Consider the following 23,007-nt stretch of genomic DNA (forward strand, 5'->3'; position numbering starts at 1 on the left):
CATGACCACCGCCCGCAACCAAGCTCTGGCTTCGCAAGCGCGGCGTGTCTATATCGAGACCCTGGTGCACGGTCTGGCGCCGGCGGTGGGCCTGTTCAACGAGGCAACACGGCAGCTGATGCTGCAGTCGGCCGAGCACGCGGTGGTCGTGGCGCGCCGCGACAGCGTGGGCGTCTGGATGCGCCAGGGGCCGGCCTGGCTGGCGGCTTGCATCGCCGCGCTGCGGCGTGCCGCGACGCCCGGCCCGAGCGCGACGCGCAGCGGCCAGTCGGTGGGCGGTAACAGCGTGCCGGGCGTGCTGTCCCTGGTCGATGACGACACCATCGAGCGCGAGATCATCGCCTCGCGCCTGGCCCTGGCCATGATGGACAAGGCCTCCTGGGAATTCACCGACCTGCGCACCCGCATGCTCGAGCTCGAGGGGCGCGACGAACTGCCGGCCCAGGACCTGCTGCGCGCCAATGTGGTGGCAGGCATCGCCCTCGACACCTGGTACCGCAGCGACATGGGCTCTTCCGAGTGGCAGATGCTCAAGAGTGCCGTGCATGCCGAGTTTGCCCTGGTGCTGGGCGAGGCCTATCACGAGACCAACCGCTGGTTGATCGAGCAGGGCGTGATGCCCGAGGTCGACCTGCGACCCTTCATCCGTCGAACCACCGACGCCGGCGGCATGGGCGCGCGCATCCAGGCCGAGACGGGCGGCAGCGGCCAGGAAGAAACCCCCTATATGGCGCGCCAGGTGATGCCGGTCGAGGCTCAGCGCAGCCAGGCCAGCGCCGCGGCCGACGAGGTGCTGCAGTTGCTGCAGCGGGTGGTGAGCCGGCAGGTGCCGGGCTTCGGTGGCGTGGATTCGACCGCCTCCGGCGGCATGTCGCCGGACTCCCGCCCCTCCCTGGCTGGCTTGGGCGGTGCCTCTTCTTCTAGGGCCCATGCGCCGACGGCGCCGCTGCCGAGCCTGCCCGGCCTGCATCAGTATTCGGCCTCGCCGCGCCTGACGGCGGCGATCAACCATGCGCAGGAGGCGCTGGTGCGCCGCAGCGCATTCGCCAGGGGTGGCGACGTGGAGCTGCCGCCGCTGCAGCAGCTGGAGGAAATCCAGTCGCGCAGCCAGGCCTTCAAGCAGGTCTTGAAGCAGGCGGCCGATTCGCCGGCCGAACGCGCCACCATCGAGATTGTCGCCCTGCTGTTCCAGAGCATCCTGATGGAAGAGCGCATCCCGGCCGCGGTGCGGGTCTGGTTCGCGCGCCTGCAGATGCCGGTGCTGCGCGTGGCGGTGTCCGAGCCGGACTTCTTTGCCGCCGCCGACCATCCTGCGCGCAGCCTGATCGACCGCATGGGGGCCTGCGTGATGGGCTTCAATACCTCGTCCGCCGCGGTGGGCGATGCGCTGGAGCGCGAGATCAAACGGATCGTGCAGGTGGTCGAGGCCTATCCCGACACCGGTCGGCGCGTCTTCCAGACCGTGCTGGCCGAGTTCGAAAAGTTCCTCGATCATTACTTCGAGAACGAGAACCAGGCCTCGATGAAGGGCGTGTCGCTGGCCCAGCAGGTCGAGCAGCGCGAGACGCTGGCGATCCAGTACACCATCGAGCTGCGCAAGATGCTCAACGAGGTGCCGGTGCAGGACGGCGTGCGCGAATTCCTGTTCCATATCTGGGCCGACGTGCTGGCGGTCACCGCGGTGCGCACCGGCGCGCAGTCCGAGGAGACCAAGGCGATGAAGCGCGCCGCGGCCGACCTGATCTGGTCGGCCAGCGCCAAGGTCTCGCGCGAGGAGCGGGCCGAGGTGATCCGCCGCCTGCCGCCGCTGCTGAAGACGCTGCGCGACGGCATGGGGCATGCCGGCTTGGCGGCGCCCAAGCAGGATGAGCAGATCCGCGCGCTCAACAACTCGCTGGCGGCGGCCTTCACCGCCAAGACCGCCTCCATTCCGCGCGAGCGGCTGGACGAGCTGATGGACCAGCTGCAGGCGCTGGACGCCCTGCTGCCCGAGGCCGGCGGGCTGGAGATCAACGAATCGCTGGTGCGCGACCTCTCGGGCCACGAGAGCGAGGATCTGGAGGTGGTGGCCGAGGGCGGTTCGGCGCCGACCCCGGCCATGCTGGCCTGGGCCAAGGAGCTGCAGGTGGGCGGCTGGTACATGCTGGACTACCGCGGCCGCAACGAGGCCGTGCAACTGGCCTGGCGCGGCATGCGCCATCAGCTGACCCTGTTCGTCTCGCCCAAGGGGCGCGGCGTGCTGTTCCAGCTGAGCCGCCTGGCGGCCTTCCTGCAGGCGGGGCTGCTGCTGCCGGCGCAGGATGAGGCGCTGACGGTCAAGGCCACGCGCAATGCGCTGGCCAAGCTGGATGTCGACCCAACAAGACTTCTGAACTGAGGTGCATTGGCCCAGCGGAGTCCGCGGATCCGGCTCTGCCTGGCGTCGGTCTAGTGGATCAAACGGTCTTCGGGGGCGACGAAGAGCTCGTCGAGGATCAGCGCGTCGGGCTCCTCGCCCAGGCTCCAGAACACCATCAACACGATGATTTTGAGGTCTTCCAGGTCCATCGGGGCGCCGGGAATGGCCATCGCGCGGTCGATCACCATCTCGCGCATCGGCGGGGGCAGCACGCCGGCCGATTCCAGGAAGCTGACAAAGCCCACCGAGGCTTCGCCCAGATGGTCCAGCTCGTCCTTGGAATAGACGCGCAGGCTTTGCTGGCCCTGCTCGCCCTTGTGGCTTTCGGCCGCGACGGCCAAGCCGTCCAGCCAGGACAGGGCTTCCTGGATCTCGTCGCTCTCGAAGCCCACCGCCGACAGTTTGCGGGTCAGCTGGGCGTGGTCCGGGCAAGCGTCCGGGCGCCAATAGGTTTCGTAGAGATAGACCAGCACGTCGAACATGAAGGGACTATAACCCAGGGCTCCCGGCCCCGATGGCCGTCGGGTCGGCGGAAAACGGCGCCGTTCGGCCCTCGTGTTCAGGCGTTCTGACGGCGCTGGAACAGCTGGCCCGGCAGCCGGGCGACCTCGCCCGCCAGCTCCAGTTCCAGCAGCAGGGCGTTCAACTGGGCGGCCGACCAGCCGCCGCGCGCCTGCAGCGCATCCAGGCCGACGGGCTCGAATCCCATGGCCGCGAGCAGGAGCGCCGGCTCGTCCGCGCTGTCGTCCGGCGCTGCGGGCACCGGAGCCGGGGTGGCGGCCGCGGGTGGCGCCGAAACCCGCAGTTCCTCCAGCACGTCGTCGGCGCTTTCTACCAGCTTGGCGCCGTCGCGCAGCAGGGCATGGCAGCCGCGGCTTTGCTGGGCATGGATGGAACCCGGGACGGCGAACACCTCGCGGCCGGCCTCGGCGGCCAGTCGGGCGGTGATCAGCGAGCCCGACTTCGGCGTGGCCTCGACCACCAGGCAGCCGTCGGCCAGTCCGGCGATGATGCGGTTGCGTTGCGGGAAATGCTGGGGCAGGGGCGGTGTTCCCAGTGAGTATTCACTCACAAGCAGGCCCTGGGATGCGATCCGGGCGCCCAGCTGGCGGTGGCTGGAAGGGTAGATCTGGTCCAGGCCGCAGCCCAGCACCGCGATCGTGCCGCCGGCCGTCTCCAGGGCACCCTCGTGCGCCGCCCCGTCGATGCCCAGGGCCAGGCCGGACACGATGGTCAGGCCCGCCTGCCCGAGACTGCGGCCCAGCTGGCGCGCGTTGTCGCGCCCCTGGGCGGTCGGGCTGCGGCTACCGACGATGGCCAGGCAGCGCCGGCCCAGCAGCCCGCGTCGGCCGCTCAGGTAAAGCAGCAGCGGCGGATCGGCGCTCTGCAGCAGGGAGTGGGGATAGTCGGCATCGCCCAGCGCCAGCAATTGGTGGCCGGGGGCGGCGCGCAGCCAGGCGAAGGTGCGCTCCAGCAGGGCGTCCAGCCCGTCGGGCGGGCGGCTCAGGGCCTGGATCTGGGTCGCGCTCAGCAGGCTGTGCCAGGCGGCGGCCGGCGCGCCCAGCACGGATGGCGGTGGGCCGAGTGCGGCCAGCAGGCGGCGCACGGCGCTCCGGCCCAGGCCCGGCGTCTCCAGCAGGCGCAGCCAGGCGGCCAGTTCGCTGCGCTCCATGCGCCGGCGGTGTTGTCAGGGCTGGGTGAAGCGGTCGCCCGCCGACACCGGGTCCTGCACCGAGATGATCAGCGCATAGGACACGCGCTCGTAGACCTGGAACACGAACAGCACGCCATGGCGCTCGTCGGGCAGCCGGATCTCTTCGCGCTTGTCGCCGGTGCGATCGACGACACGCTTGCCGCTGCGCCACAGCGCCAGCACATGGCCACGCTCCATGCCGTCGCGGGCGCCGCGGTTCAGGGCGACGATCTGGTTCTGGCCGGCGGTCAGGGCATCGCCATAGACCGAGACGATCTGGCCGGCCACCGGATTGGCCGGCGCATGCGGCACATAGCGCGTGAAGCCCTGCTGCGGCACCGGCGAGAGCCGGTCGCCGACGCCGATCTCCTGCTTGGTGCTGCGGATCGTCAGGGTGGCCGGGACGATGTCGACCTTGCCGTCGGCGACATTGCGGTTCTCGGCCGGGCGGGTCAGCATGGCGGTGCCCAGATAGGGGGCCTCGTAGCCCAGGATTTCGCGCGTGCTCGGGTCGCGCAGCGGCCTGCTGCTGCGGAACACGCGGTAGTCGCCGGCCTTGTCCAGGTCGCCGCGCGCGTAGGCGAGATCCCCCTTCGAAAGCAGCACCCGTCCTTCCTGGGCCGAGACGATGCGCGGCGCGCGCGCCAGCTCATCGGTGTCGAACACGATGGCCTCGTTGAGGAAGGGCTCGATCAGGTGCTGGGGAATCGCGGTGATCGGATTGACGTCCTGTTGGCTGGAGCGGATCTGCGGCGAAAGCCGCGCCGTACCGTCGGCGCCGCCGCGCGACTGCGCCAGCTGCAGGCTGGCACGGCCGTCCTTCTTGACCAGCAGCAGCATCTGGCCGGGGTAGATCAGGTGCGGGTTGGCGATCTGGTCGCGGTTCATGCCCCACAGCTCGGGCCAGCGCCAGGGGCTGGTCAGGAAGAGCTTGGAGATGTCCCACAGCGTATCGCCGGGCTTGACCGTGTGCGAATCGGGCGCGTTGGGCGCCAGCTCGGACAGCGGCACGCCGGCCTGCGCGACCTGGTTGGCGGTCTGGCGCTGCTGGGGGGTGACGGGATAGTTGCTCGCCGAAACGGGAGCGCTCAACAAGGCCGCGGCGATGGCCAGGGCGCAGGGTATTTGGGGGGTGAGGGGCCGCCTCTGGGTCATCAAGAACTCTCCCGCGCCTTGGCCTCGCCGTCCAGGGGCGTGGCGCTGTCTCGTTGAAAAATCCGGCGGACTCGCCATATAAGGCCCCATGTCGAACATGACATGGGAAAGATCGGCGAAAATCCATCCGGCTTGAGAGGATTCTGCCCCCATTCAGGGGTGGTCGCAAATATAGCGCCCGGCAGGGCGGTCCTCTTGCACGCTCTTACAAACAGGCGTTGTGTGCAATCCACAGCGCCGGCCGACCCCGGTGGCGGTTCAACCCTGATGATGTCCATGGCGATACTGAATATCCTGAGATACCCCGATGCCCGTCTGCACACCGTTGCCAAACCGGTGACGCAGGTCGACGAGCGCATCAAGAAGCTCGCCGACGACATGCTGGAAACCATGTACTCCGCCGATGGCGTGGGCCTGGCCGCCACTCAGGTGGATGTGCATGAGCGCGTGCTGGTGATGGACACCTCCGAGGGGCGCAACGAGCCGCGCGTGCTGATCAACCCCGAGCTGATCGAGACCAGCACCGAGATGACCGAGGGCGAGGAGGGCTGCCTGTCGGTGCCCACCATCTACGACAAGGTGCCGCGCCACACCAAGGTCAAGGTGCGCGCGCTGGACCGCGAGGGCCAGAGCTACGAGTTCGAGGCCGAGGGCCTGCTGGCCGTGTGCGTGCAGCACGAGATGGACCACCTGGTGGGCAAGGTCTTCGTCGAATACCTGAGCCCGCTGAAGCGCGAGCGCATCAAGACCAAGATGGTCAAGAAGACGCGCGACGAGCAGACCCCGTCCAAGCGGCGCTGATCCGGTGTCCCGTCCCATGAGGGTGGTCTTCGCCGGCACGCCGGAATTCGCCCAGGTCGCGCTGGTCCGCCTGCATGCGGCCGGTTTCACGATCCCGTTGGTGCTGACCCAGCCCGACCGTCCGGCCGGGCGCGGCATGAAGCTGCAGGCCTTACCGGTCAAGCAGTTCGCGCTGGAGCGCGGCATCGCCGTGGCCCAGCCGCGCAGCCTGCGCCTGGACGGCAAGTACCCCGACGACGCGGCCGCCGCGCGCCGGGCCCTGCTGGAGGCGCGACCGGACGTGATGGTGGTGGCCGCCTACGGCCTGATCCTGCCGCAATGGGTGCTGGACCTGCCGCCGCGGGGCTGCCTGAACATCCACGCCTCGCTGCTGCCGCGCTGGCGTGGCGCGGCGCCGATCCATCGTGCGATCGAGGCGGGTGATGCCGAGACCGGCATCACCATCATGCAGATGGACGCGGGCCTGGACACCGGCGACATGCTGCTGATCGAGCGCGAGGTCATCCGCCCGGGCGACACGACGGCGCGTCTGCATGACCGCCTGGCCGTGCTGGGCGGCCGCTTGATCGTCGAGGCGCTGGAGATCGCCGCCTGCGGCGGGCTGCCGCGCATGCCCCAGCCCGAGCAGGGCGTCAGCTACGCCCACAAGATCGAGAAGGCGGAAGGGGCGATCGACTGGCGCCTGGATGCCGTCCAGATCGAGCGCCGGCTGCGCGCCTTCGATCCCTTCCCGGGCGCGCAGGCCCAGCTGGACGGAGAAACGCTGAAGTGCTGGCGCGCCGAACCGGTGCCCGAGGCCGTGGGCGAGCCCGGCCGGGTGCTGGCGGTCGACGAGCGCGGTCTGCTGGTGGCCTGCGGCACCGGGGCCTTGCGGCTCACCGAGCTGCAGCGCGCCGGCGGCAAGCGCCTGCCGGCCCAGGCCTTCCTGCAGGCGCGGCCGGTGGCGCCGGGCGAACGCTTCGCAACGCCTGCGGCTTGAATCGGGGGCGATCCGCCCCACATACTCGACTACGGGCATCTTTCGCCCGACACAGGAGCACGAGCACATGTTCAATCTGATGAAGACCGCCATCCTGATGGCAGCCATCACCGCCTTGTTCATGGCCATCGGTGCCTTGCTGGGCGGGCAGAGCGGCATGATGCTGGCGCTGCTGGTGGCGCTGGGCATGAACTTCTTCAGCTACTGGTTCTCGGACAAGATGGTGCTGAAGATGTACAGCGCCCGCGAGGTGGATGCGAGCTCGGCGCCGCAGTTCTACCGCATGGTGCAGGAGCTGGCACAGAAGGCCCAGCTGCCGATGCCCAAGGTCTACCTCATCGACGAGAACGCGCCCAACGCATTTGCAACCGGGCGCAACCCGGAGCATGCCGCCGTGGCGGCCACCACCGGCATCATGCGGGTGCTGTCCGAGCGCGAGCTGCGCGGCGTGATGGCGCATGAGCTGGCCCATGTGAAGCACCGCGACATCCTGATCAGCACGGTCAGCGCCACGATGGCCGGCGCGATCTCGATGCTGGCCAATTTCGCGATGTTCTTCGGCGGCCGCGACAGCGAGGGCCGGCCGGCCAATCCGCTGGTGGGCATCCTGGTGGCCATCCTGGCGCCGATCGCCGCCAGCCTGATCCAGATGGCGATCAGCCGCGCCCGCGAGTTCGAGGCCGACCGCGGCGGCGCCGAGATTTCCGGCGACCCGCAGGCCCTGGCCTCGGCGCTGGACAAGATCCACCGCTATGCCCAGGGCATCCCGCTGGAGGCTGCCGAGCGCCACCCCGAGACGGCCCAGATGATGATCATGAACCCGCTGTCGGGCGGCGGCATCAAGGGCCTGTTCAGCACCCATCCCTCGACCGAGGAGCGGGTGGCCCGGTTGCTGGAGATGGCGCGTAGCGGCGTCCGCTGAGCGCCGACCGCCGCAACCCCGGACTCAAGACCTGGCCCCGGCGGCCGATAATGGGGCGATGAAGGCCCTACCGACCCCGCTCCTGCCCCTGCTGCTGGCCGCCCTGGCGCTGGCCGGCTGCGACCAGTTGGGCATCGAGGACCCCGCCAAGGTCGCCGCGGCCAAGGAGGCCGAGGCCCGCGCCGTCGGCAGCGCCTGCCGCCACGCGATGCGCGCGATCGAGGACTGCTACAGCCTCAACCCCAGGGCCCAGAAGGCCGCGGTGTTCGCCGGCTGGCGCGAGATGGACGAATACATGCGCGAGAACAAGCTGGAGGGCGTGGCGCCGCAGGTACCGCGCCCCGGCTCCGGCAAGCCGCCCGCCGAGGACATCGAGACCGAGCCCAAGGGGGCCTCGCGCGAAGCGGGCAGCGGCGGCAAATCGCGCTGATCGCATCGGGCGGCAGCTCGGTGGCGCCGTTTTGCAGTTGATCGCAGGTCGCTTGGCCGGTTCTTCGCCGCGGGCATGATGAGGGCATTGCAACAACAAGCCCCGAGGAACCCGTCATGAACCGTCGCATCGCCACCATCGCCCTGGCCGCCCTGACCCTGGCCGGCGGCGCCCAGGCCTGGAGCTGGACCATCGGCAGCGGCGAACGCATCAAGGGCTCGGGCGAGCTCGGCAGCGAGGCGCGCAGCCCCGGCAGCTTCGAGGCCATCCAGCTGAGCGGCAGCTTCAAGCTGCAGGTGCGCCAGGCCGCCGCGGATTCGCTGGAGATCAAGGCCGACAAGAACCTGCTGCCCTATATCGAGACCCGCGTGGTCGATGGCGGCAAGGGCTACAAGACCCTGGAGATCCACACCAAGAAGGGCTACCAGCTGTCCGGTACCCAGGCGGTGCAGATCAATGTCGGCATGACCGTGCTGCGCAGCCTGGCGGTCGACGGCTCGGGCGACATCCGCGTCGAGAGCATGAAGACGCCCTCGCTGGACGCCGCGATCGCGGGCTCGGGCGATATCCGCTTCGCCGAGCTGTTCAGCGAGAAGGTGGGCTTCAAGGTCGCCGGTTCCGGCGACATCCTGGCCAAGGGCCGGGTCAACAGCCTGACGATCTCGGTGGCCGGCAGCGGCGACGTCAAGGCGGCCGAACTGGCGGCCGAGGAGGTCAAGGTCAGCATCGCCGGCTCCGGTGACGCCCAGGTACAGGCCAGCAAGACGCTGAAGGTGTCGATCGCCGGTTCGGGCGATGTGCGCTATGTCGGCTCGCCCGAGATCAACAGCTCGGTGGCCGGCAGCGGCTCGATCAAGCGCCTGGGCAACTGACGCTATGCGCACAGGCGCCGGCCCGGGCCCGCCGGGCCGGGCGCGAGCGCCGACAATGGCGCCATGAGGTCGAGAATCATGGCGCTGGCGCGCCACCCCGAGTTCCGCCAGGGCGTGCGCGACATGATGGGCATCACCTTGGGCATTTCCGCCTGGGGGCTGGTGACCGGCGTGGCCATGGTCAAGAGCGGGCTGTCGGTGTGGCTGGCCCTGCTGATGAGCCTGGTGGTGTTCGCCGGCAGTTCGCAGCTGGCCTCGCTGCCGCTGATCGCGGCCGGGGCGCCGATGTGGGTGCTGTGGGCCACGGCCTTCTGCGTCAATCTGCGCTTCGTGATCTTCAGCGCGCAGTGGCGGCTGTACTTCGGTCACCTGCCGCGGGCGCAGCGCCTCTTCACCGCCTATTTCGCGGCCGACCTGAACTACGTCGCCTTCCTCAAGCGCTTCCCCGATGCCCGGCCCGCGCCGGAGCAGGAGCCTTATTTCTGGGGCGGCGTGGCGCTGAACTGGTGTGCCTGGCAGATCCCCTCGATCGCCGGCATCCTGCTGGCCAACCATGTGCCGACCGAATGGGGCCTGGGCTTTGCCGGCGTGCTGGCGCTGCTGGGCCTGTCCTACTCGCTGCTGAAGGACCGCAACACCTGGGTGTCGGCCGGCGTGGCCGGTTGCGCGGCGGTCGCGGCCTATGCGCTGCCGTTGCGCCTGAACATCATGGTGGCGATCGCGGTGGCGGTGGCGGTCGGCCTGCTGATGGAGAAATGGCTGCCCGAAAAGAGCAAAGGGAGCATGGCATGAGCTGGTGGGAGACCGCGATCGCGATCATCGGCATGGGGGCGATCACCCTGCTGACGCGCGCCTTCTTCATGATCCCGAAGCATGAGCTGCCGCTGCCGGACTGGCTCAAGGAAGGCCTGCGCTACGCGCCGCTGGCCGCGCTGGCGGCGGTGATCGTGCCCGAGATCGTGATGAGCAACGGTCAGCTGATCTCGACCTGGAAGGATGCGCGGCTTTATGCCACCGCGGTGGGCACGGCCTATTTTTTCTGGAAGGGCGGCATCCTCGGCACCATCATCAGCGGCACCGCGGTGATGCTGGCGCTGCGCATCGGGCTGGGCTGGTAGGCGGCCAGCGCCGGGCCGGCGCCGGCCGCTTGGTAAGCTTGAGGCTAGGGCGCCGGGATGGTGCCAACGGTTTTCTCAACTCCAAGCCTACTTTCTCCGATCATGAACGTTCTGCGTTTTTCCGACCTGGTCGCCGCCGGCAAGGTGGCCGGCCAGCGCGTCTTCATCCGCGCCGATCTCAACGTGCCGCAGGATGATGCCGGCAACATCACCGAAGATACCCGCGTCCGCGCCTCGATCCCCTGCATCCAGGAAGCCCTGAAGGCCGGCGCCGCGGTGATGGTGACCTCGCATCTGGGCCGCCCGACTGAAGGGCAGTTCAAGCCCGAGGATTCCTTGGCCCCGGTGGCCCAGCGCCTGGGCGAGCTGCTCGGCCGCGAGGTGCCGGTCGTGGCGAACTGGGTCGACGGCGTCGACGTGCGGCCGGGTCAGCTGGTGCTGCTGGAGAACTGCCGCGTCAACAAGGGCGAGAAGAAGAACAACGAAGAGCTGGCGAAGAAGATGGCCGCGCTCTGCGACATCTATGTCAACGACGCCTTCGGCACCGCGCACCGCGCCGAGGGCACGACCTACGGCATCGCGCAGTTCGCCAAGATCGCCTGCGCCGGCCCGTTGCTGGCCGCCGAGATCGACGCGATCACGAAGGCCCTGGCCGCGCCGAAGCGCCCGCTGGTGGCGATCGTCGCCGGCTCCAAGGTCAGCACCAAACTCACCATCCTGCAGTCGCTGTCGAAGAACGTCGACGGCCTGATCGTCGGCGGCGGCATCGCCAACACCTTCATGCTGGCCGCCGGCCTGGGGATCGGCAAGAGCCTGGCCGAGCCGGACCTGCTGGGCGATGCCAAGGCCGTGATCGAGGCCATGAAGGCGCGTGGCGCCGAGGTGCCGATCCCCGTCGATGTGGTGACCGCCAAGACCTTCGCGGCCGACGCACCGGCCACCGTCAAGGCCGCCACCGAGGTGGCCGACGACGACCTGATCCTGGACATCGGCCCCAAGACCGCGGCGATCCTGGCGGACAAGCTGAAGGCGGCCGGCACCATCGTCTGGAACGGCCCGGTGGGCGTGTTCGAGTTCGACGCCTTCGCCGGGGGCACCGAGGCGATCGCTCGCGCGATCGCGGCGTCGGACGCCTTCAGCATCGCCGGCGGCGGCGACACCCTGGCCGCGATCGCCAAGTACGGCATCGAGGGCGATGTCGGCTATATCTCCACCGGCGGCGGCGCCTTCCTGGAGGTGTTGGAGGGCAAGACCCTGCCGGCGTTCGAGATCCTGGCGAAGCGCGCGGCCGGCTGAGGCCGCGTTCCTGCAGCAGAAAAAAGGGGCCCGCGGGCCCCTTTTGTTTTGCCATCTTTGCATGGCCGTCAAAACAGTCGGCATCGGCATAAGGCGATAACAGGAGTAATCTTGCCCGCCCAGAATTCGAGGAGACTCGGGAATGAGCAACAAGACGACCCTGTCGCCGGCCGAGGCCGCGCTGCGCGAAGCCGCACTGGACTACCACCGGCTACCTTCGCGCGGCAAGATCTCGGTGACGCCCACCAAGGCCTTGTCGAACCAGCGCGACCTGTCGCTGGCCTATTCCCCGGGCGTCGCCTATCCCTGCCTGGACATCGAGGCCGACCCCAGCCTGGCGGCCGAGTACACCTCGCGCGGCAATCTGGTCGGCGTGGTCACCAACGGCACCGCGGTGCTGGGGCTGGGCGATATCGGTCCGCTGGCCGCCAAGCCGGTGATGGAGGGCAAGGGCTGCCTGTTCAAGAAGTTCGCCGGCATCGATGTGTTCGACATCGAGCTGGCCGAACGCGACCCGGACAAGCTGGTGGACATCATCGCGGCGATGGAGCCGACCCTGGGCGGCGTCAACCTCGAGGACATCAAGGCGCCCGAATGCTTCTACATCGAGAAGAAGCTGCGCGAGCGCATGAACATCCCGGTGTTCCACGACGACCAGCATGGCACGGCCATCATCAGCGCCGCGGCCCTGCTGAACGGGCTGGAGCTGGTGGGCAAGGACATCGCCAAGGTCAAGCTGGTGGCCTCCGGCGCCGGCGCCGCGGCGATCGCCTGCCTGGACGTGATGGTGGGCCTGGGCGTGGCGCGCCAGAACATCTTCGTCGTCGACTCCAAGGGCGTGATCCGCGAAGGGCGGGGTGACAAGCTCGACGAGAGCAAGCAGCGCTACTGCCAGCAGACCGAGGCCAGGACCCTGGCCGATGTGGTCGCGGATGCCGACGTCTTCCTCGGCTGCTCGGCCGCCGGCGTGCTGACCCAGGACATGGTCAAGACCATGGCCGACCGGCCGATCATCCTGGCCCTGGCCAATCCCGAGCCGGAGATCCGCCCCGAACTGGCCAAGGCGGTGCGGCCCGACTGCATCATCGCCACGGGCCGCTCGGACTACCCGAACCAGGTCAACAATGTCCTGTGCTTCCCCTATATCTTCCGCGGCGCGCTGGACTGCGGCGCCACCAAGATCACCGAGGAGATGAAGCTGGCCTGCGTGCGCGAGATCGCTGCGCTGGCCAAGGCCGAGACCAGCGACGAGGTGGCCGCCGCCTATGCCGGCCAGGAACTGGCCTTCGGTCCCGACTACCTGATCCCCAAGCCCTTCGACGCGCGGCTGATCCTGCGCATCGCGCCGGCCGTGGCCCAGGCCGCCGCGGCCTCGGGCGTGGCGACGCGGCCGATCCAGGACCTGGACGCCTACCGACAGGAGCTGTCGCGCTTCGTCTACCAGACCGGCATGTTCATGCGCCCGGTGTTCGCCGCGGCCAAGGCCAACCCGGCGCGCGTGATCTATGCCGAGGGCGAGGACGAGCGCGTGCTGCGCGCCGTGCAGGTGGCGCTGGACGAGGGCCTGGTCAAGCCGACGCTGATCGGCCGCCCCGAGGTGATCGCGATGCGCATCCAGCGCGCCGGCCTGCGCCTGAAGCTGGGCGGCGACGTGGCGGTGATCGACCCCGAGAACGACCCGCGCTTCCGCCAGTACTGGGAGGCCTACCACCAGGCGATGGGCCGGTGCGGCTTCACGCCCGAGATGGCCAAGGCCGCGGTGCGCCGCTCCAACACGACGATCGGCGCGCTGGCCATCAAGCTGGGCGATGCCGACGCGATGATCTGCGGCATGGTCGGGCGTTTCGATTCGCACCTGGAGCATGTGGCCGACCTGATCGGCCTGAAGCCCGGCGCCCGCACCTTCGCGACGATGAACGCGGTGATGATGGAGAAGCAGACGCTGTTCCTGACCGACACCTTCGTCAACGACGCGCCCGATGCCGAGCAACTGGCCGAGATCGCCGCGATGGCGGCCGAGGAGGTGCAGCGCTTCGGCCTGCCGGCCAAGCTGGCCTTCGTCTCGCACTCGATGTTCGGCAGCAGCAAGCGGCCCTCGGCGCTGAAGATGCGGCGCGCCCACGAGCTGTTCGCGGCCGCCCATCCGGAGATCGAGAGCGACGGCGAGATGCATGGCGACGCGGCGCTGAGCGAGGCGGTGCGCAGCACCTTCCTGCCCGACAGCAAGCTGCAGGGCGCGGCCAACCTGCTGGTGCTGCCGACGCTGGACGCGGCCAACATCCTCTTCAACGTGCTGAAGATCACCGCCGGCCAGGGTGTCACCGTCGGGCCCATCCTGCTGGGCGCGGCCGCGCCGGTGCATATCCTGACGCCGTCGGCCACGGTGCGCCGTATCGTCAACATGACGGCGCTGGCTGTTGCGGATGTGCTGGCAGCGCGCGGATGAAACCGGCTGAAACCGCGTGAAACCGGAGGCGGGGGCCGGATGCGGCCCATAATCGCTCGCCCGTAACTTCATTCCAGCGAGACCGTCTCATCATGACCCGTGCCACCAAGATCGTCGCCACCCTGGGCCCGGCTTCCTCCTCTCCCGAGGTGCTGGAGCGCATGATCCGGGGCGGCGTCGACGTGGTGCGGTTGAACTTCTCGCATGGCAAGGCGCAGGACCATATCGACCGCGCCCGCATGGTGCGCGAGGTGGCCCGCGCGGCCGGCAAGGAGGTGGCCATCATGGCCGACCTGCAGGGCCCGAAGATCCGCGTCGGCAAGTTCGAGAACGGCAAGATCGAGCTGGTCAACGGCACGCCCTTCATCCTCGACGCCGACCGCAGCGAGCCGGGCAACGAGCAGGCCGTGGGCCTGGACTACAAGGAGCTGCCGCGCGACGTGAAGCCGGGCGACACCCTGCTGCTCAACGACGGCCTGCTGGTGCTGACCGTCGAGGCCGTGCGCGGCGCGGCCGTGCACACCATCGTCAAGGTGGGCGGCGAGCTGTCCAACAACAAGGGCATCAACAAGCAGGGCGGCGGCCTGACCGCGCCGGCCCTGACGGCCAAGGACATGGAGGACATCAAGACCGCGATGTCCTTCCAATGCGAATACCTGGCGGTGAGCTTTCCGAAGAACGCCACCGACATGGAGATGGCGCGCCAGCTGGCCAATGTGGCCGGCGAGCCCTGGCGCCACAAGCCGGCGATGATCGCCAAGATCGAGCGCTACGAGGCGATTCCCCATCTGGAAACCATCCTGAAGGCCAGCGACGGCATCATGGTGGCGCGCGGCGACCTGGCGGTCGAGGTCGGCAACGCCGCCGTGCCGGCGCTGCAGAAACGCATGATCAAGATGGCCCGCGAGCTGGACAAGGTGGCGATCACCGCGACCCAGATGATGGAGTCGATGATCGTCAACCCGGTGCCCACCCGCGCCGAGGTGTCCGATGTGGCCAATGCGGTGCTGGACGGTACCGACGCGGTGATGCTGAGCGCCGAGACGGCGGCCGGCAAATACCCGGTCGAGACCATCGAGCAGATGGCCGCGATCGCGCTGGAGGCCGAGCGCGCCGAGTTCGTCAGCCTGGACACCGATTTCGCCGGCCGCCAGTTCGGCCGCATCGACCAGTCGATCGCGATGGGCGCGCTGTTCACCGCCTACCACCTGGGCTGCAAGGCCATCGTGGCGCTGACCGAGTCGGGTTCCACGGCCCTCTGGATGAGCCGCCACCGCATCCAGGTGCCGATCTTCGCGCTGACCACCCAGGAGGTCAGCCAGCGCAAGATGTGCCTGTACCGCAATGTGCGGCCGCTCTTGATGCCCAAGTTCGACGACCGCGACCAGGCGCTGAAGGCCGCCGAGCAGCTGCTGGTCGAACGCGGCGTGCTGATGCCGGGCGACACCTATGCGATCACCTGCGGCGAGCCGATGGGCTACCCGGGCGGCACCAATATGCTGAAGGTCTGCCGGGTCGACTGAGCGCGCCGCGCTGCGCTATGCTGAACTCCCGGGGTGGAGACCCAGCATGAGCGAAGTCCGTAGCAAGGAGGCGCGTCGCCGCCGGCTGTTGGGCGCCGGCGCCGCATTGGCGGGCCTGTCCTGGGCGCCGCTGCGCGCCACGGTGCGGCCCGTGTTGCCGCTGGCGGTCGGCGACGGCAGCCCGCGCGCCTTTGTGCTGCCCTTGCTGCAGCTGGTGGCCGAGGGGGGCGGCATCGACTGGGACCTGCGCTTCCTGCCCTGGGCGCGGCTGCTGGCGCTGGCGGGGCGCGGCGAGATGATGGCCTTCGGCCTGTCGCGCAACGAGCAGCGTGAGCAGCAGTTCCTGTTCAGCGAAGCGGTCTTCACCAACCATGTCTGGCTGGTCGTGCGCGCCGGCGAGCCCGCAGCGTTCGGCGGGCTGGAGAGCCTGCGCGGCCGCACCCTGTGTCTGACCCGTGGCGTCAGCTATGGCACGGCCTTCGATGCGGCGCTGGAGCAGCAGCTGTTCCGGAGCCAGCAGGTCAGCCTCGACCTGAGCGGCCGCCTGCGCATGCTGGCCGCACGGCGCTGCGACGCGCTGCCGGCCTCGCACCGCAGCCCCGACCCCGCGCTGCTGGAGCGCCGGCTGCGCGAGCGTGGCGCGGCCGAGGGCGGCTTCGTCGTGCAGCGCCCGCCGATGCACCAGGAGAGCATCCATTTCGTCGCCGCGCGGGGCCATGACCGGCTCGTGGCGGCGCTGTCGCTGGTCGACGCGGGGCTGCGCGCCCGGCGCGCGGCGATCCAGGCCCTGGTGGCGCAGGCCGATTGAGCGGGGCGCTCAGCCGCCGCACAGCCGCTCAACCGTTCTGCGCGCTCTGCACCAGCGCCGCGATGCGCGGCGTCATATGGGTGGGCACCAGTTCGACTTCGCTGTGGGCACGCGCGAAGACGCGGAACAGTTCGTCGGCGAAGCCGTGGCCGACCTCCGCGATGCCGTCGAAGCTGACCTCGGCGCGCTTGAACATCGGCAGCCTTGCGGCGACGCGGCGCGCCTGGGCGCGCGAGTCCAGCACCTGGCCGGGGCCGGCCAGCAGGTGCAGCTGGACCCGGGTCTGATCGAACTCGATGCCGTCGCCGGCCACGCTCCAGGCTTCCATCACCTGATCCAGCGTGCGCGTGGTGTCCAGCGCGACCGCCATATAGATCGAGCTGCCCTGGCGCGGCAGCGGCCGCCCGACCTGCCAGCCGCCGCCCTCCCAGGCGCGGCGCTGGAAGGCGCGGTTGTTGGCATGGATGTCGAACACATCGGCCAGCTGCGAACTGAAGAACAGGCCGCGGCCGGTATGGGCCTCGGGCTGGCTGCTCAGGCGGCCCTTGCTCAGCTCCAGCATCGCGTGCCGGGCATCGGCGATGTCGAAGGCGGCGCAGATCTTGTCGAACACGCCGCAGCCGTCGTCCGAGACCAGCAACTGCGCATGGCTGGGCGTCTGACGCAGCGACACCGTGACGCTGCTGCCGCCGCTGTGGTCGATCGCGTTGTTGAGCAGCTCGGTGAAGCCATGCTGGAGCATGCGCGCCACATGGCGCGGCAGCTCGAAATTGGGCGCGAAGTCGCGCTGCCAGGGCAGATCCTCCTGCAGGCCGTGCAGGGTGTAGCTGCGCGCCACCTGGCGCAAGAGGCCGGGGGCGTAGACCGGGCGGCGCGCCGTGCCCTCGCGACGCAGCCAGTGGCTGTCGACCAGGCGGCGCAGCGCATTCAAGGTGGCGCGGCGGCTGGCGCCGGTGCGCTCCATCACATGGTCGGGCAGGTCCAGCGCATGCTCGCGCGCGGCCGCGGTCATCCAGAGGCTGAGGTGGTCGAGGGCGAGTCGGGTCACCGCGGCAGCCTAGCGAGGCGCCGTCGCAGGCGCAAGCGCGCTTGCCCGAGGATGAGGGGCTGGCACGTGGTCTGCTTGTTACGGTCCGGACATGGCGCGCCGCTAGAATCGCCCGCAGTTACGGTGCGGTTACTGCGTGGCCATGCCGAAGGAATCTGCAACTCCCAGGAGGGCCTCTCATGCCTCTCGTTTCAATGCGCCAGCTGCTGGACCATGCCGCCGAACAGGGCTATGGCATCCCGGCCTTCAATGTCAACAACCTCGAGCAGGTGCAGGCCGTGATGGCCGCGGCCGACGAGGTCAATGCCCCGGTGATCCTGCAGGCCAGCGCCGGCGCCCGCAAGTACGCCGGCGAGGCTTTCATCAAGCATCTGATCCAGGCCGCCCTCGAGGCCTATCCGCATATCCCGCTGGTGATGCACCAGGACCATGGCCAGACCCCGGCGATCTGCCAGGGAGCGATCGACCTGGGCTTCAGCTCGGTGATGATGGACGGCTCGCTGATGGCCGACGGCAAGACCCCGGCCTCGTTCGACTACAACATCGACGTGACCCGCCAGGTCGTGGCCCTGGCCCACAAGGTCGGCGTGACGGTGGAGGGCGAGCTGGGCTGCCTGGGCTCGCTGGAGACCGGCATGGCCGGCGAGGAAGACGGCATCGGCGCCGAAGGCGTGCTGGACCATGCATCCCTGCTGACCGACCCCGAGGAGGCCGCCCAGTTCGTCAAGGCCACGGGCCTGGACGCGCTGGCGATCGCCATCGGCACCAGCCATGGCGCCTACAAGTTCAGCCGCAAGCCCACCGGCGACATCCTGGCGATCAGCCGCGTCAAGGAGATCCACGCGCGCATCCCGAACACCCATCTGGTGATGCATGGCAGTTCCAGCGTGCCGCAGGACCTGCTGGCCGTCATCAACCAGTACGGCGGCAAGATGAAGGAAACCTATGGCGTGCCGGTCGAAGAGATCCAGGAAGCCATCAAGTTCGGCGTGCGCAAGATCAATATCGACACCGACATCCGCCTGGCGATGACCGGCGCGGTGCGCAAGTTCCTGGCCGAGAACCCCGAAAAGTTCGATGCCCGCGAATGGCTGAAGCCCGCCCGCGAGGCCGCCAAGCTGGTCTGCAAGCAGCGCTATGTCGAGTTCGGCTGCGAGGGTCAGGCCGGCAAGATCAAGGCACGCAGCCTGGTCGACACCGCCGCTGCCTACGCGCGCGGCGAGCTGGCCCAGGTGGTCCAGTAAACCCCAGCGCACCGCAAGGCCCGCCTCGGCGGGCTTTTTTCCTGGGTGCGGGCGGTAAACGTATCGTTACATTGGGGCCGGGGTTGGGGCCGATGGCGCGACGCCGGGCTGTGCGTATAGTTCCCGCATTGCTGCTGCGCCCGAAACGCCGTGTCCCACGATGCCGCCGACCCCCAGCGCCTGGCGCCTCCCGCGCTGAGCGCCCTGCATGCGGCCGCCTTCGAGCCGCCGCCCCCGGTCGCGCGGCGCAGCGACATGATGCGGCGACGGCTGCGCGTGTTCAGCGGCGCCTTCCTGCTGGGCCTGCTGGTCGCCCTGGTCTTCAATTTCGGCCGCAGCCCCATCTACCAGGCCTCGGCCCGGATCCAGATCATGCCGGCCTCGCCGCTGGCCGCCAGCGATGCCGGCGCCGATCCGCAGGGCGAGCGCCAGCGCTTCCTGCTGGAGTTGCAGCTGCTGGACAGCCGCCCGCTGCTGGAGCAGTCGGTGCAGCGCCTGCAGGCGAGCGGGCAGCTGGATGGCCTGAGCGGCGATCCGGTGCAGGCCGTGCAGCAGATGCTGAGCGTCGAAGCGCTGGCCAATGCCCCGGTGGCCCTGCTGCAGGCCGAGGGCCCGAGGGCCGAGCTGACCGCCGGCCTGCTCAACACGCTGATCGAGGTCTACCGCGCCCGCCAGGGGCTGGCGGGCGACGCGGCGCTGCAGGCCCGGCTGGCCGAGGCGCGCGAAGAGTCGGGCATCCTCGAGGCGCGGGTGGCGCAGCAGCGCCGGGCGCTGGAGACCTTCCGCCTGCAGGCCAATATCGTCTCGACCGAGCGCGAGGAAAACCAGGCGCTGTCGCGCTTGAAGGGGCTGAGCGCCGCGCTGAACAGCGTGACCGAGCGCGAGGCCGTCGCGTCCGGCCGCGTGCAGGCCATCGAGCAGGCCCTCGCCGAGGACAAGCGTGTCCCGCAGGCCCGCGACCATCCGACGCTCGCCGCCATCGAGGCCCGGCTGTCGCAGAACCGCGAGGAGTGGCGGGCCCTGGAACGCCAGTACACGCCGCAATACCTGGAGCTGGACCCGGCCGCACAAGCGTTGAAGACCCGCATCGCCAGTCTCGAGCAGCAGCTCGAGGTCGAACGCAGGAGCAGCCAGCAGTCGACCCTGTCCGAGGCCCGCGAGGAACTGCGCCTGGCCCGGGCGGCGGGCCAGCGCCTGCATCAGCAACTGGCTGCCGACAAGCAGGGCGCGCAGACCTTCAGCCGCCAGTTCGCCGAGTACCAGAGCCTGCAGGACGAACTGGGCGGACTGGAGAAGCTGCACCAGGCCGCCAAGCAGAAGCTGCTGGCGCTGGAGGCCGGCGAGAGCGCGCGCCGGCCGCGCGTGCAGGTGCTGGAGCCGGCGAGTGTTCCGCGCGAATCCTGGCGGCCGTCCTATTGGCGCGACGCCGGCATCGGCCTGGGCGCTGCGCTGCTGCTGGGCTTCATCGCCGTCTGGTTCGTCGAGTTCTTCGACCGCCGGGAGCCGCGGCCGATCGGCATGCCGACCATGGTGATCGCGCCCTCGTGGAGCGGGGGCGCGGGGCATGTGGCGCATGCGTTGCCGCAGGCGCCGGAGGGCCTGCTGCTGGGCCATGCGGTGCCCTTGCGCGAGCTGGAGCCGGACGAGATCGCGCAGCTGCTGAGCCATGCCGAGCCCGCACCGCGAGCGATGCTGGCCTGCCTGTTGTGCGGGCTCAGCGCCGCGGAAGTGGTGGCGCTGCCCCTGGATGCCATCGATGGTTCGGCCGGGACGCTGTGCCTGCATGGCGAATGGCCGCGCGCCTTACCCCTGCCGCCGCTGCTGCGCAACTGGGCCGCGCGGCGTGCCGAGCAGGTGGCTGGCGGCGCCGCGGCGCCGCTGTTTGTGCGTGCCAACGGCCAGGCGATCGACGTGCATGACGTGCGCGCGGCGGTGGCGACCAGCGCGCTGGATGCCGCGCTGACGCAACCGCAGGCGGTCACGCCCGAGGTCCTGCGCCACAGCTACATCGCCTTCCTGATCCGGCAGGGCCTGCGCTTTGGCGAGCTGGCCTCGCTGGTCGGGCGCCTGCCGCCCGAAACCCTGAACCAGCTGGCGGTGCTGGCGCCCGGCGCGCCACGCCTGTCGCGCGACGAGGTCGAGCCGCTGATGCCGGCATTGCGCCGCGCCGCGCTCTGAAGCCGGGACCTGCGCAGGGCCTAAAATCCCGCGCACCTTTGTCGGAAGTCCCTCCATGACCGCTGCCCTGCTGAATTCCTCGCTGACCTCTCTTCCCCTGATCGCGCGCGGCAAGGTGCGCGAGAACTATGCGGTGGGCGGCGACCGCATCCTGATGGTGGCCAGCGATCGCATCTCGGCCTTTGACGTCATCATGGGCGAACCCATTCCCGGCAAGGGCGCGCTGCTGACCCAGATGGCCCTGTTCTGGTTCGACAAGCTGGACGGCATCGTGCCGAACCACCTGACCGGCGAGGATCCGCTGTCGGTGGTGAGCGAGGCCGAGCGGGCCCAGGTGAAGGACCGCTCGATGCTGGTCAAGCGCCTCAAGCCCCTGCCCATCGAGGCCGTGGTACGCGGCTATCTGGCCGGCAGCGGCTGGGCCGAATACCAGGCCAAGGGCGAGGTCTGCGGCGTCAGGCTGCCCGCCGGCCTGCGCAACGCCTCCAAGCTGCCCGAGCCGATCTTCACCCCGGCCACCAAGGCCGAGATGGGCGACCACGACGAGAACATCGACTTCGAGCGCTGCGTCGCGATCATCGGCCGCGAACTGGCCGAGCGCGTGCGCGACATCTCGATCGCGCTGTACCGCCGCGCCGCCGACTATGCGCTCGGCAAGGGCATCATCATCGCCGACACCAAGTTCGAGTTCGGCCTGGACGCCGACGGCACGCTGACGCTGATGGACGAGGTGCTGACGCCCGACTCCTCGCGCTACTGGCCGGCCGAGAGCTATGCGGTGGGCAGCAACCCGCCCAGCTACGACAAGCAGTTCCTGCGCGACTGGCTGGAGCAGGCCCAGGTCGACGGCCAGCCCTGGGGCAAGGTCGCGCCGGCGCCGGTGCTGCCGGCCGAGGTGATCGCGAACACCGCGGCCAAGTACCGCGAGGCGCTGGAGCGCCTGACGCGCTGAGGCCGACGTGGCCATCACGTCGCGCCTGCTGCAGCGTCTGGATCAGGCGATTGCCGCCGCGCCCGGCCAGTTGCAGGCGGCCAGCCTGCGCGCCCAGCGCGTCGTGCTGCTGGCCCGCCACGGCCAGACCGCCGAGGCCCGCGACGAGCTGACCGCGCTGCACCAGCTGTCCTTCCACCATCCCCATCCGGCCCTGGGCGCCTGGCTGCATTTCGCCGAAGGGCTGATGAGCTACTTCAGCGACTTCGGCAGCGGCGCGGCCGACAAGATCCGGCGCGCCCAGGCGATGGCGGCCGCGGCCGGTCTGCCCGAGCTGGAGGCCCTGTCCTGCGCCTGGCTGGCGCACCTGGCCTATGTGCGGCATGACATCGCCCAGCTGGTCCGGCATGCCCGCGACACCCTGCACCTGGCCCCGCCCGCGCTGCATGGGGCGCGCAGCCGGCTGGCGATCGCGCTGGGCCTGGCCCACCATTTCGCCGGCAACCTGGAGGCCGCCCAGGCCTGGTACGGCGAGGTGCGCCGGCATGCCTCGGCCGAGGGCGACGACGCCAGCCAGTCGGCCCTGATGTACAACATGGCCGAGATGCGCTGCGCGCACCAGCGCCGCGAGAGCCTGGCCCATCCGGCCCGGCCGGTGCCCGAGCTGCTGCTGGGGGCCGACTCGATCATGCATTACGACGCGGCGGTGGGCGGCTCGGCCATGTCCGAGCTGACGCCGGTGCTGCGCGCCCAGCTGCTGGTGGTGCAGGGCGACTATGCCCAGGCCCGGGCGCTCTACGAGGCGCATCTGCCGCAGGCCATGGCGCGCGGCCTGGCGCGGCTGGGCAGCAGCCTGCTGGCCGATCTGGCCTGGTGCCGGGTCAATCTGGGCCAGCATGAGCAGGCGCTGCGGCAGGCGCAGGAGGCCGAGTTCGAGCTGGACCCGGCCTGCGACGTGGACGATCGCGCGGCCACGCACAGCCGGCTGGCCCAGGTCTATGGCGTGCTGGGCGATACCGCCGCGGCCGCGCGCCACGCCGCCAGCGCGGCGGCGCAATGGCTGGAGTTCGAACAGCAGCAGCGGGCCTGGGCCGCGGCGCTGGACGGCGCCGGGCTGATGCGTCCGGCCTAGGGCCTGTCGACGGGCCCTGACAACTCAGGGCCC

The 23,007-nt window shown here is 69.7% G+C and carries 20 protein-coding genes; 16 read left to right on the forward strand and 4 right to left on the reverse strand.

The annotated features are described in order from the left end of the window. Nucleotide 1: 1 nt before the first annotated feature. The gene (locus tag AC07OQ_RS19650; protein ID WP_495054833.1) at nucleotides 2–2,377 is read left to right on the forward strand and encodes a DUF1631 family protein; all 2,376 of its coding nucleotides are present in this window, start codon (nucleotides 2–4) and stop codon (nucleotides 2,375–2,377) included. A 50-nt stretch (nucleotides 2,378–2,427) separates the two neighbouring features. Here AC07OQ_RS19650 and AC07OQ_RS19655 read toward each other — a convergent pair whose 3' ends face one another. From AC07OQ_RS19655 to AC07OQ_RS19665, 3 genes are all read right to left on the reverse strand, one after another. Further along, a complete protein-coding gene (locus AC07OQ_RS19655) occupies nucleotides 2,428–2,880 on the reverse strand; it encodes a Smg family protein (protein ID WP_495054834.1) in 453 nt (150 codons plus the stop codon). A 77-nt stretch (nucleotides 2,881–2,957) separates the two neighbouring features. Further along, nucleotides 2,958–4,070: a DNA-processing protein DprA gene (gene dprA, locus AC07OQ_RS19660; RefSeq protein WP_495054835.1), complete on the reverse strand. Its 1,113-nt coding sequence runs from the start codon at nucleotides 4,068–4,070 to the stop codon at nucleotides 2,958–2,960. A 15-nt stretch (nucleotides 4,071–4,085) separates the two neighbouring features. Continuing rightward, entirely contained in the window at nucleotides 4,086–5,246 is a 1,161-nt protein-coding gene (locus AC07OQ_RS19665; protein ID WP_495054836.1) for a LysM peptidoglycan-binding domain-containing protein, read from the reverse strand. A 276-nt stretch (nucleotides 5,247–5,522) separates the two neighbouring features. Between AC07OQ_RS19665 and def the strand changes: the two genes are divergently transcribed. The 11 genes from def to AC07OQ_RS19720 all read left to right on the forward strand — a co-directional run bounded on the left by def (nucleotide 5,523) and on the right by AC07OQ_RS19720 (nucleotide 16,441). Beyond that, nucleotides 5,523–6,047: a peptide deformylase gene (gene def / locus AC07OQ_RS19670; RefSeq protein ID WP_495054837.1), complete on the forward strand. Its 525-nt coding sequence runs from the start codon at nucleotides 5,523–5,525 to the stop codon at nucleotides 6,045–6,047. A gap of 16 nt (nucleotides 6,048–6,063) precedes the next feature. Continuing rightward, entirely contained in the window at nucleotides 6,064–7,026 is a 963-nt protein-coding gene (gene fmt, locus AC07OQ_RS19675; protein WP_495054838.1) for a methionyl-tRNA formyltransferase, read from the forward strand. Nucleotides 7,027–7,093: 67 nt separating this feature from the next. Next, nucleotides 7,094–7,948: a zinc metalloprotease HtpX gene (gene htpX, locus AC07OQ_RS19680; RefSeq protein ID WP_495054839.1), complete on the forward strand. Its 855-nt coding sequence runs from the start codon at nucleotides 7,094–7,096 to the stop codon at nucleotides 7,946–7,948. Nucleotides 7,949–8,006: 58 nt separating this feature from the next. Next, nucleotides 8,007–8,378 (forward strand): hypothetical protein, encoded by a 372-nt coding sequence (locus AC07OQ_RS19685; RefSeq protein WP_495054840.1) that lies wholly within the window; start codon nucleotides 8,007–8,009, stop codon nucleotides 8,376–8,378. Nucleotides 8,379–8,494: 116 nt separating this feature from the next. Then, complete coding sequence (locus AC07OQ_RS19690) at nucleotides 8,495–9,250, forward strand: head GIN domain-containing protein (protein WP_495054841.1); 756 nt, start codon at nucleotides 8,495–8,497, stop codon at nucleotides 9,248–9,250. 63 nt (nucleotides 9,251–9,313) lie between these two features. Next, nucleotides 9,314–10,042, forward strand: coding sequence for an AzlC family ABC transporter permease (locus tag AC07OQ_RS19695; RefSeq protein WP_495054842.1), 729 nt, complete (start codon nucleotides 9,314–9,316; stop codon nucleotides 10,040–10,042). Next, nucleotides 10,039–10,368 (forward strand): AzlD domain-containing protein, encoded by a 330-nt coding sequence (locus AC07OQ_RS19700; RefSeq protein WP_495054843.1) that lies wholly within the window; start codon nucleotides 10,039–10,041, stop codon nucleotides 10,366–10,368. Before AC07OQ_RS19695 ends, AC07OQ_RS19700 begins: the two co-directional genes overlap by 4 nt. 102 nt (nucleotides 10,369–10,470) lie before the next feature. Beyond that, nucleotides 10,471–11,664 carry a phosphoglycerate kinase gene (locus AC07OQ_RS19705; RefSeq protein WP_495054844.1) on the forward strand — a complete coding sequence of 398 codons (1,194 nt, stop codon included), beginning with the start codon at nucleotides 10,471–10,473 and terminating at the stop codon, nucleotides 11,662–11,664. 142 nt (nucleotides 11,665–11,806) lie between these two features. Further along, nucleotides 11,807–14,110, forward strand: a complete 2,304-nt coding sequence (locus AC07OQ_RS19710) for an NADP-dependent malic enzyme (protein WP_495054845.1) — start codon at nucleotides 11,807–11,809, stop codon at nucleotides 14,108–14,110. 92 nt (nucleotides 14,111–14,202) lie between these two features. Then, nucleotides 14,203–15,633: a pyruvate kinase gene (pyk, locus tag AC07OQ_RS19715; RefSeq protein WP_495054846.1), complete on the forward strand. Its 1,431-nt coding sequence runs from the start codon at nucleotides 14,203–14,205 to the stop codon at nucleotides 15,631–15,633. A gap of 46 nt (nucleotides 15,634–15,679) precedes the next feature. Beyond that, on the forward strand, nucleotides 15,680–16,441 hold the full coding sequence (locus AC07OQ_RS19720) for a substrate-binding periplasmic protein (RefSeq protein ID WP_495054847.1): 762 nt from the start codon (nucleotides 15,680–15,682) through the stop codon (nucleotides 16,439–16,441). Nucleotides 16,442–16,469: 28 nt separating this feature from the next. Here AC07OQ_RS19720 and AC07OQ_RS19725 read toward each other — a convergent pair whose 3' ends face one another. Beyond that, entirely contained in the window at nucleotides 16,470–17,489 is a 1,020-nt protein-coding gene (locus AC07OQ_RS19725) for an ATP-binding protein (protein WP_495054848.1), read from the reverse strand. Between the two features lie 179 nt (nucleotides 17,490–17,668). Between AC07OQ_RS19725 and fba the strand changes: the two genes are divergently transcribed. The 4 genes from fba (at nucleotide 17,669) to AC07OQ_RS19745 (ending at nucleotide 22,974) form a co-directional block, all read left to right on the forward strand. Continuing rightward, a complete protein-coding gene (gene fba / locus AC07OQ_RS19730; protein ID WP_495054849.1) occupies nucleotides 17,669–18,733 on the forward strand; it encodes a class II fructose-bisphosphate aldolase in 1,065 nt (354 codons plus the stop codon). Nucleotides 18,734–18,883: 150 nt separating this feature from the next. Then, nucleotides 18,884–20,911: a hypothetical protein gene (locus tag AC07OQ_RS19735; RefSeq protein WP_495054850.1), complete on the forward strand. Its 2,028-nt coding sequence runs from the start codon at nucleotides 18,884–18,886 to the stop codon at nucleotides 20,909–20,911. Nucleotides 20,912–20,966: 55 nt separating this feature from the next. Beyond that, nucleotides 20,967–21,863, forward strand: coding sequence for a phosphoribosylaminoimidazolesuccinocarboxamide synthase (locus AC07OQ_RS19740; RefSeq protein ID WP_495054851.1), 897 nt, complete (start codon nucleotides 20,967–20,969; stop codon nucleotides 21,861–21,863). A gap of 7 nt (nucleotides 21,864–21,870) precedes the next feature. After that, nucleotides 21,871–22,974: a hypothetical protein gene (locus tag AC07OQ_RS19745; protein WP_495054852.1), complete on the forward strand. Its 1,104-nt coding sequence runs from the start codon at nucleotides 21,871–21,873 to the stop codon at nucleotides 22,972–22,974. Nucleotides 22,975–23,007: the final 33 nt, after the last annotated feature.

It is taken from the genome of Roseateles sp. GW821-FHT09B06 (assembly GCF_059418245.1).

Coding starts and splice junctions, on each gene's coding strand:
- AC07OQ_RS19655 (WP_495054834.1), bottom strand. CDS start 2,880: ATGTTCGACGTGCTGGTCTATCTCTACGAAACCTATTGGCGCCCGGAC.
- AC07OQ_RS19695 (WP_495054842.1), top strand. CDS start 9,314: ATGAGGTCGAGAATCATGGCGCTGGCGCGCCACCCCGAGTTCCGCCAG.
- AC07OQ_RS19685 (WP_495054840.1), top strand. CDS start 8,007: ATGAAGGCCCTACCGACCCCGCTCCTGCCCCTGCTGCTGGCCGCCCTG.
- AC07OQ_RS19740 (WP_495054851.1), top strand. CDS start 20,967: ATGACCGCTGCCCTGCTGAATTCCTCGCTGACCTCTCTTCCCCTGATC.
- fba (WP_495054849.1), top strand. CDS start 17,669: ATGCCTCTCGTTTCAATGCGCCAGCTGCTGGACCATGCCGCCGAACAG.
- AC07OQ_RS19650 (WP_495054833.1), top strand. CDS start 2: ATGACCACCGCCCGCAACCAAGCTCTGGCTTCGCAAGCGCGGCGTGTC.
- AC07OQ_RS19710 (WP_495054845.1), top strand. CDS start 11,807: ATGAGCAACAAGACGACCCTGTCGCCGGCCGAGGCCGCGCTGCGCGAA.
- AC07OQ_RS19700 (WP_495054843.1), top strand. CDS start 10,039: ATGAGCTGGTGGGAGACCGCGATCGCGATCATCGGCATGGGGGCGATC.
- AC07OQ_RS19705 (WP_495054844.1), top strand. CDS start 10,471: ATGAACGTTCTGCGTTTTTCCGACCTGGTCGCCGCCGGCAAGGTGGCC.
- dprA (WP_495054835.1), bottom strand. CDS start 4,070: ATGGAGCGCAGCGAACTGGCCGCCTGGCTGCGCCTGCTGGAGACGCCG.
- pyk (WP_495054846.1), top strand. CDS start 14,203: ATGACCCGTGCCACCAAGATCGTCGCCACCCTGGGCCCGGCTTCCTCC.
- fmt (WP_495054838.1), top strand. CDS start 6,064: ATGAGGGTGGTCTTCGCCGGCACGCCGGAATTCGCCCAGGTCGCGCTG.
- htpX (WP_495054839.1), top strand. CDS start 7,094: ATGTTCAATCTGATGAAGACCGCCATCCTGATGGCAGCCATCACCGCC.
- AC07OQ_RS19665 (WP_495054836.1), bottom strand. CDS start 5,246: ATGACCCAGAGGCGGCCCCTCACCCCCCAAATACCCTGCGCCCTGGCC.
- AC07OQ_RS19690 (WP_495054841.1), top strand. CDS start 8,495: ATGAACCGTCGCATCGCCACCATCGCCCTGGCCGCCCTGACCCTGGCC.
- AC07OQ_RS19720 (WP_495054847.1), top strand. CDS start 15,680: ATGAGCGAAGTCCGTAGCAAGGAGGCGCGTCGCCGCCGGCTGTTGGGC.
- def (WP_495054837.1), top strand. CDS start 5,523: ATGGCGATACTGAATATCCTGAGATACCCCGATGCCCGTCTGCACACC.